This is a genomic window from Ectothiorhodospira magna, from assembly GCF_900110965.1.
GTDB classification, from domain to species: Bacteria; Pseudomonadota; Gammaproteobacteria; order Ectothiorhodospirales; family Ectothiorhodospiraceae; genus Ectothiorhodospira; species Ectothiorhodospira magna.
In genome coordinates this window covers 1-4,715 of the sequence record NZ_FOFO01000048.1, presented here as the reverse complement: position 1 = coordinate 4,715, position 4,715 = coordinate 1, and the positions used below count along the sequence as shown (strand labels likewise).

General features: G+C 57.6%; 5 protein-coding genes. 3 read left to right on the top strand and 2 right to left on the bottom strand.

Annotated elements, in window-relative coordinates; all coding sequences use genetic code 11:
* On the top strand, nt 1–416 hold a 416-nt coding region (locus tag BMX62_RS12395), incomplete at its 5' end, for an RNA-guided endonuclease TnpB family protein (protein WP_143339812.1).
* A gap of 50 nt (nt 417–466) precedes the next feature.
* Here BMX62_RS12395 and BMX62_RS12390 read toward each other — a convergent pair.
* Together BMX62_RS12390 and rpmE are read right to left on the bottom strand one after the other, a co-directional pair.
* Entirely contained in the window at nt 467–1,195 is a 729-nt protein-coding gene (locus BMX62_RS12390) for a thermonuclease family protein (protein WP_238375993.1), read from the bottom strand.
* A gap of 95 nt (nt 1,196–1,290) precedes the next feature.
* Nucleotides 1,291–1,494: a 50S ribosomal protein L31 gene (gene rpmE, locus BMX62_RS12385; protein ID WP_090209591.1), complete on the bottom strand. Its 204-nt coding sequence runs from the start codon at nt 1,492–1,494 to the stop codon at nt 1,291–1,293.
* 267 nt (nt 1,495–1,761) lie between these two features.
* Between rpmE and rimO the strand changes: the two genes are divergently transcribed.
* Together rimO and BMX62_RS13295 are read left to right on the top strand one after the other, a co-directional pair.
* Complete coding sequence (rimO, locus tag BMX62_RS12380) at nt 1,762–3,093, top strand: 30S ribosomal protein S12 methylthiotransferase RimO (protein WP_090209598.1); 1,332 nt, start codon at nt 1,762–1,764, stop codon at nt 3,091–3,093.
* Between the two features lie 260 nt (nt 3,094–3,353).
* A complete protein-coding gene (locus BMX62_RS13295) occupies nt 3,354–4,526 on the top strand; it encodes a methyl-accepting chemotaxis protein (protein ID WP_090209588.1) in 1,173 nt (390 codons plus the stop codon).
* Nucleotides 4,527–4,715: the final 189 nt, after the last annotated feature.

The following is a 4,715-nucleotide window of genomic DNA, read 5'->3' as shown; positions in this document are numbered from 1 at the left end:
AGCACAAGCTCTCTCGACAGATCGTTGACGACAACCAAGCGGTGATCGTCGAGACGCTGAAGGTCGGCAACATGATGAAAAACGCCAGACTCGCCAAGCACATCGGCGATGCGTCCTGGTATGCCTTGACCACCAAGCTGGACTACAAGGCCAGGGAGCAGGGCAAGCATCTGGTCAAGATCGACCCGTGGTTTGCCAGCTCCAAAACCTGCCATGTCTGCCAGCACAAGAGGGACGCCATGCCGTTGAACGTCCGGTCGTGGGAATGCCCGGCCTGCCACACACAGCATGACCGGGATATCAACGCGGCGCTGAACATCAAGCATCAAGGCATAGTAAAGCTGAAGGCGGAAGGGCTGTCCGTCTCTGCCCATGGAGGCTTGCGTAAGTCCGGCACATCGCCGGCTGCTGCCTGAGAAGTGGGAAGCCTCGCCCGTGGCGCGTCAGCGCTTAGGGCGGGGAGCAGTCACTCCAGAATGTCCAGATCAGCAGCGTGGCGAATCCGGATACGGGGTTGACCCTGATGGGTATAGACCAGACCCCGCCCAATCACTTCCCGTCCCCGTAATGTTCTGGGGTTGTCCAGACCGGGGAAATACATCATATCCTCCCGGTCGATCCGAAAGGCCACATCCCCTTCCAGATTGATCCAGTAGGCGTGGCGACTTTCCCCCACCCGCACCACCTTGCCACTCACCCGCCGAAATCCCTGGGCATCCCTGGGCAGTTCCCTGGCCGGAAATACCCGCTGCAGATGGGGCAGTCCCCAGACCTTCAGCCCGGCCTCACGGGCCTGGGCTTCTGCATCCCGATAACAACGCAGATTCCAGTCATTGGGGGGAATGGTCAGCCCCACTGCCAGACCACGGGCCAGCAACAGGGCATGAATGGATGTGCCATCAGGGGTAAACAGATGGGCCAGGAGTCGTTGATAACGGTCGTATCGCTCCTGGTCATACACCAGCAACACCCGATCATCATGGGCCTGAAGAATATCAATCAGCGCCTGACGGGCCTCGTGACCATAGGGTTCGGCACTGTGCTCCCGCCAGAATATCTCGGGGGTATCCAGGCCAACCATCCGCACCCGGGTACCGTCGGCCAAACGCACGGTATCGCCGTCATGGACGTGGTCCACCCGGGCCTGTTCCACGGGACGATCCGCCGGCCCAACACAGGAGGCAGGCAGATTCACCGCCTGGACTGGACCGGCGACCAATGCAACAAGGGCGCCAACCCACAGCGCCCCTGTTTTGAATCCCGTATGCCGAGCCATGACCCGGCCTGATCCTACATGCCGTAGCGGCGGCGGAACTTGTCTACCTGACCCGCCGTATCGACAATCTTCTGCTTGCCGGTATAAAACGGATGACAGGCGGAGCACACTTCCACCTGCAGGCTGTTGCCGGCATGGGTGGAACGGGTGGTGAACGCATTGCCGCAACTGCAGCTCACGTCGACATCATGGTAATCAGGGTGGATATCCGCCTTCATAGTACCTCCGCAAGGAAACCTGCGATGTTTGATCACAGGAGGAATTGCAACTGCAGCATGACAACTGCTGGACTCGGTGTGGGCTTTCCACCCACTGGGCAGCGAGGCTCTGCCTCGTAAAGGGGCCGGTGTTGACAAAGGCACCCTCGAAAGCCTATATAGCGCTCAGGAAAAGAGCGGCAATATACTGGATGCTTCCACCAGATACAAGGCGTGCAGGATGGGAGCGCCTGCACCCTGCCCGCCGCCTCTTGTTGTGAGTCCCCCGTGAACCAGCCTGTAACTGCTATCCCTCCCCGCGTCGGTTTCATCAGCCTGGGTTGTCCCAAGGCATTGTCCGATAGCGAGCGGATCCTCACCCAGCTTCGAGCCGAAGGCTACGGTGTCTCCCCCACCTATACCGATGCGGATCTGGTGGTGGTCAATACCTGTGGCTTCATCGACGCTGCCGTCACCGAATCTCTGGAGGCCATTGACGAGGCCCTGACAGAACATGGCCGGGTGATTGTCACCGGCTGTCTGGGGGCGGACGCCGACAGAATCCGCGAGCGTTTTCCCCAGGTTCTGGCGGTTTCCGGCCCCCATGCCTACCAGCAGGTGATGGCAGCGGTACATGCCCATCTGCCCGCTCCCCATGCCCCTTTCGAGAATCTGGTACCGCCCCAGGGGGTGCGCCTTACCCCCCGGCATTTTGCCTACCTGAAAATCTCCGAGGGCTGCAATCATCAGTGCAGCTTTTGTGTCATCCCCCGCTTTCGCGGCCCTTTGGTCAGTCGCCCTCTGGGGGAGGTGATGCAGGAAGCGGATAATCTGGTAGCTGCCGGAGTCAAGGAACTGCTGGTGGTGTCCCAGGATGCGGGGGCTTACGGACTGGATGTGAAACATCGCACCGGCTTTTGGGGGGGCAGACCGCTGCGTACCCATATCCAGACCCTGGCCGAAGCCCTGGGCAGTCTGGGGGTCTGGGTGCGGCTGCATTACGTTTATCCCTATCCCCATGTGGACAACCTGATCCCACTGATGGCCGATGGGCACATCCTGCCCTATCTGGATGTTCCCCTGCAGCATGGCAGCCCCCGGATACTCAAGGCCATGGGTCGCCCGGCGGCCACGGAACGGGTACTGGATCGTATTCACCAATGGCGGGAAATTTGCCCGGATATCACCCTGCGCAGTACCTTCATCGTTGGTTTTCCCGGCGAAACAGAGCAGGATTTTGAAACCCTGCTGGATTTTATCCGCGAGGCCCAGCTGGACCGGGTGGGGTGCTTTTGCTATTCGCCGGTGGAGGGAGCGCCAGCCAATGCCCTGCCCGGTGCCATACCCGAAGCGATCAAGGAAGCCCGCATGGCCCGGTTCATGGCAGTCCAGGCCGAAATCAGCCAGGCCCGGCTGGCCAAAAAAGTGGGACAACGAATCCGCGTGCTGGTGGACCATCGGGATGAGGAGGGCACCGCCATTGCCCGCTCCAGCGCCGATGCCCCGGAGATTGATGGTCTGGTGTTTGTAAGTGACGGGGAATCATTGCAGCCGGGGGACTGGGCCGAAGTAGAAATCATCGACGCCTCGGAACATGACCTGTTTGCCCGGCAGCTATAGGACCGACGCCCCCAGCAGGACATCATCAACGCTACGAAGTCGGGCGGCTGGCTGAGCTGGAGCCGTCCTGTGCTCAGGTTTTTGGTGCAGGTGCCGCTACGGTATGGTGACGAACCGGCCTGATTGGCAGACAGCCAGCAGGGACGGATCGGGCGATTTAGGATAGAATAAGAAGAAGAATCAAAAAACAAATCACGAGTTTTTTTGCCTTCAGTTCGTTGTGAAAACCATCTCACATACGGCAGGGAAAGGGAGCAATCATGGATCAAAAAGCCACCTCTGGGCCGCTGTTTTTGCAGCTGTTGTCCCCAGTTGTTGTCGGCTTGGTGGGCAGCGTGATGCTGGTGTTGACGACGGCTTCCAGTGCTTGGTGGGCCGTGCTGCTTCTGATGCTTCTTTCAGTGACCATGGGGTTGCTGCCAAGATTTTTTCGATTTCCTGATCCGGTGATCAGCGAAACTTCCCGAGAACCCTCCATTGCACCGCCTGAGTCCATCAAGCCACCGGCATCCCGCGCCATCGAAAAGGTGGCCAAGGCAGTGTTGCCCATTTGGGGCCGACATGTAGATTCAGCCAGAAAGCATACGGAATCCGCGGTCTCTGATCTGGTCGCGCAATTCGACAACATCCGTCAGCGTCTGGAACACGCCCTGGCCTCCTCGGATGAAGTCAGCGGTGGCCATGAGCAGAGCGTGATGGAAAATATTGCCGCCTGCACGATGGAATTGGAAAACGTCCTCAAGGAACTCTATCTGGCGCTTGAGGTAAAAGAAGTGCTCATGAGCAAGATCAGTGAACTGGCGGAGTTCACCAAGGAAATGGAGGGCATGGCTGATTCAGTGTCCGCTGTTGCCTCCCAAACCAATCTACTGGCGTTGAATGCTGCCATAGAGGCTGCCAGAGCTGGTGAACAGGGGCGTGGATTTGCCGTTGTGGCGGATGAGGTGCGCTCACTGTCAAGCCAGTCGGGTCAGGCCGGGCAGAGCATTGCCAGCAAGGTACAGGCCGTCAATCGTGCCATTGATGAAACCCGTGAAGCGGCTGCACATTTTGCCTCCCAGGACAAGAGCCTCGTGGAGAACGCCGATCAAGCCATTCGGTCAGTGATCGAGCGCTATCAGGGAATCACGGATAGATTAGATCATTCTACCCGGATACTGCGTGCGGAAAGTGATGGGGTGCGTGATGATGTCTCCAATGTGATCGTATCATTGCAGTTTCAGGATCGGGTCTCTCAAATTCTCACTCATGTGGTCCATGACATGGATCTGCTGGTTGCGCGTATCCAGGCGGGGGAATGTGATCAGATCGATCTCGCCCATTGGCTCGATCAATTGCAATCAGGTTATACGACACCTGAACAGATTGTCAGTCATCACGGAAAACAAAGTCCAGGTAATTCGGATACCTCAACTGGGGTCACTTTTTTTTAGCTAAAGTTTCCGAGTTTTGATATGCGGCCAGCCAGACATAAGGGTGTATTTGGCGAGGAAAGTCGATGTTTTGGTTATAAGCAAAGCGCGCCCGGCAATATCGTCGCGACATTAGCGATTGCTAATATAGGGATTGGATAAAGGAGTTGGAGGAGGCAAAAAAAAGCCAGAAAAATTTGCAAAAACAGT